Raw genomic sequence first — 3,568 nt, forward strand, 5'->3', positions numbered from 1 at the left:
GTCCTGCTGGAGGATCAGGACCGCACGCTGTGGGACCGTTCGCCGATCGCCGAGGCCGACGGCCTGATCGGTCGGGCGATCGCCTCGCGCCGCATCGGACCGTATATCCTGCAGGCGGCCATTGCTTCCGTCCACGCCGAGGCGGCAGGCACGGCGGAGACCGACTGGGTACAGATCGTCGCGCTTTACGATGTGCTCGGCCGCGTCGACCCCTCACCGGTCGTGGCACTCAACCGCGCCGCGGCCATAGGCATGCGCGACGGCCCGCAGGCCGGACTGGCGGAAATCGAGGCGGTCATGGCACAAGGCGGGCTGGACGGCTACCATCTGGCGCACGCGGCGCGAGCAGACATGCAGCGCAGGCTTGGCTTAACCGAAGCGGCAAGGACCTCCTACCGGCGGGCGATCGAGTTGACCCGGCAACCGGCGGAACGCCGGTTCATCGAGGGGCGACTCGGTCAGCTTTGAACGGAGTGGCGGCACAGGAACCCAGCGCTTGTTTTCTCGTTTTGTTCTCCCTATAGATGCGCTACAATCGTTCTTTCGATTCGAGTCAATTGTGATTCTTTCCACCGAAAAAACTCGGCTGTGAATCGCGGGTATCAAAGCTGATTGGACAGGCACTGGTGCAGATAAGTCAGCATGGACTTGTCACGTTCTGATATCGAAAGGCCGGGATCGAAATCGGGGATATCATGGCAGAAGCAGCGCGAAAATTCGGCGTGGCGGAAACACCGCTTTATCGTGAAGCGCCCAACAACATCGAGGCCGAGCAAGCGCTGCTCGGCGCCATCCTCGTCAACAACGACGCCTTCTATCGCGTCTCGGACTTCCTCAAGGCCAGCCATTTCTACGAGCCGCTGCACCGCAAGATCTTCGAGGTGGCGTCCGAGTTTATCCGTATGGGCAAGGTCGCGACGCCGATCACGCTGAAAACCTTCCTGCCCGCCGACGAGAAGGTCGGCGACATGACGATGGCGCAATATGTCGTGCGGCTGGCGGTCGAGGCTGTGACCGTCGTCAACGCCACCGACTATGGCCGCGCCATCTACGATCTTGCGACGCGCCGCGCGCTGATCACGGTCGGCGAGGACATGGTCAACATCGCCTATGACGCGCCGGTCGACATGGCGCCCGGCGAACAGATCGAGGATGCTGAGCGGCGGCTGTTCGAGCTGGCCGAAAACGGCCGCTACGATGGCGGTTTCGAAAGCTTTTCCGATGCGTTGAAGAATGCCGTCGACATGGCCAGCGCGGCCTATATGCGCGATGGCCACCTGTCCGGCATTGCCACCGGCCTGCGCGATCTCGACCACCGCATGGGCGGCCTGCAGCCTTCGGATTTGATCATCATCGCCGGCCGCCCAGGCATGGGCAAGACGTCGCTGGCCACCAACATCGCCTACAACATCGCTGCCGCCTATGAGCCTGCCCAGCAGGCCGACGGTTCGGTCAAGGCGGCCAATGGCGGCGTCGTCGGTTTCTTCTCGCTCGAAATGTCGTCGGAGCAGCTGGCCACCCGCATCATCTCCGAGCAGACCGAGATCCCATCGTCGAAAATCCGGCGCGGCGATCTGACGGAGGCCGATTTCGGCAAGCTCGTTGCCTACACGCAGGAGAACCATAAACGGCCGCTCTATATCGACCAGACGGGCGGTATTTCCATTGCCCAGCTTGCGGCGCGCGCCCGCCGCCTCAAGCGTCAGCGCGGGCTTGACCTGATGGTCATCGACTATATCCAGCTGATGCAGGGTTCGTCCGCCAAGGCGTCGCAGAACCGCGTCCAGGAAATCACCGAGATCACCACCGGACTGAAGGCACTCGGCAAGGAGTTGGGCGTGCCGATCATCGCCCTCTCACAGCTTTCGCGTCAGGTTGAAAGCCGCGACGACAAGCATCCCCAGCTGTCCGATCTGCGCGAATCGGGTTCGATCGAGCAGGACGCCGACGTGGTGCTGTTCGTGTACCGCGAGGAATACTACATCAAGAACAAGGAGCCGGAGAAAGGCACGCCCGAGCATCTCGCCTGGGAGGCGAAGATGATCGAAGTCCAGGGCAAGGCCGAAGTGATCATCGCCAAGCAGCGCCACGGACCGACCGGCACCGTCAGCCTTGCCTTCCAGGGCGAGTTCACCCGCTTCTCCGACCTCGCCGAGGAGCATCATCTGCCGGAAAGGTTCGAGTAGCTTTTTGACCTACCCCAGCCAACCTCGCCCAGACCATTTTCAAGCAGCATCCCGCTGATGGCCAAATCCCGGGTCCAATTCATCTGCCAGAGCTGCGGATCGGTGCATCAGCGCTGGGCCGGCAAATGCGATGCCTGCGGCGAGTGGAACACGCTGGTCGAGGAAGGCACGTCCGGCGGCATCGGCTCAGGACCGGCCAACACGCGCAATGCCCGCAAGGGCCGCGCGGTGGTGCTGACCACGCTGTCCGGCGACATCGAGGATGCGCCACGCATCATTTCGGGCATCGGCGAACTCGATCGCGCCACCGGCGGTGGTTTCGTGCGCGGCTCGGCGCTGCTGGTCGGCGGCGATCCTGGTATCGGCAAGTCGACGCTGCTCACCCAGGCGGCCGCGGCGCTAGCATCAAAAGGCCACCGCATCGTCTATGTCTCGGGCGAAGAGGCGGTCGCGCAGATCAGGCTGCGGGCGCAGCGGCTTGGCGTCGCCTCTTCTCCGGTGGAACTTGCCGCCGAGACCAATGTCGAGGACATCCTGGCGACGATCGCCGACGGCAAGCGGCCTGATCTCGTCATCCTGGATTCGATCCAGACGCTGTGGACCGACCTTGCCGATTCGGCACCGGGCACCGTCACACAGGTGCGCGCCGCCGCCCAGGCGATGATCCGCTATGCGAAATCCACGGGTGCTGCGATCGTGCTGGTCGGCCATGTCACGAAGGAAGGCCAGATCGCGGGGCCGCGTGTCGTCGAGCATATGGTCGACGCCGTGCTCTACTTCGAGGGCGAAGGCGGCCATCACTATCGCATCCTGCGTACGGTGAAGAACCGTTTTGGACCGACCGACGAGATCGGCGTCTTCGAAATGTCGGACAAGGGCCTGCGCGAGGTTGCCAATCCGTCCGAGCTTTTCCTTGGCGAGCGCCATGCAAAATCGCCCGGGGCCGCGGTTTTCGCCGGCATGGAGGGGACAAGGCCGGTGCTGGTCGAGATCCAGGCACTGGTCGCACCCTCCTCGCTCGGCACGCCGCGCCGCGCCGTCGTCGGCTGGGACGGCGCCCGGCTGTCTATGATCCTGGCAGTTCTCGAAGCCCATTGCGGGGTGCGCTTCGGCAGCCACGATGTCTATCTCAACGTCGCCGGAGGCTACCGGATTTCGGAGCCCGCGGCCGATCTGGCAGTGGCGGCCGCCCTGGTTTCCTCGCTCACCGGTCTTGCCCTTCCCGCCGATTGCGTCTATTTCGGCGAAATCAGCCTTTCGGGCGCCGTGAGGCCGGTTGCGCATGCGCAACAGCGCCTCAAGGAAGCCGAAAAGCTGGGTTTTGGAAGCGCGGTTCTGCCTTCGGGCAGCGGGGAACTGGCCGGGGGGATCGGGTCCGGTTC

General features: G+C 63.8%; 2 protein-coding genes and 1 pseudogene. All 3 read left to right on the top strand.

The features are described 5' to 3' along the window. A pseudogene (locus tag EN964_RS29010) lies at positions 1-468 on the top strand (RNA polymerase subunit sigma-24); the annotation flags it as partial. 227 nt (positions 469-695) lie between these two features. Further along, positions 696-2,186: a replicative DNA helicase gene (locus EN964_RS29015; RefSeq protein ID WP_127267851.1), complete on the top strand. Its 1,491-nt coding sequence runs from the start codon at positions 696-698 to the stop codon at positions 2,184-2,186. A 57-nt stretch (positions 2,187-2,243) separates the two neighbouring features. Then, positions 2,244-3,568 (top strand): DNA repair protein RadA (gene radA, locus EN964_RS29020; protein ID WP_127277037.1); only part of this gene is annotated, 1,325 nt, incomplete at its 3' end.

Origin of the sequence: Mesorhizobium sp. M7A.F.Ca.CA.001.10.2.1, assembly GCF_003998575.1 — a bacterium.
Taxonomy (GTDB): domain Bacteria; phylum Pseudomonadota; class Alphaproteobacteria; order Rhizobiales; family Rhizobiaceae; genus Mesorhizobium.

What these genes read in the sequence shown, in the direction of transcription:
- EN964_RS29015 (WP_127267851.1), top strand. Translation starts at nt 696, where the DNA reads ATGGCAGAAGCAGCGCGAAAATTCGGCGTGGCGGAAACACCGCTTTAT.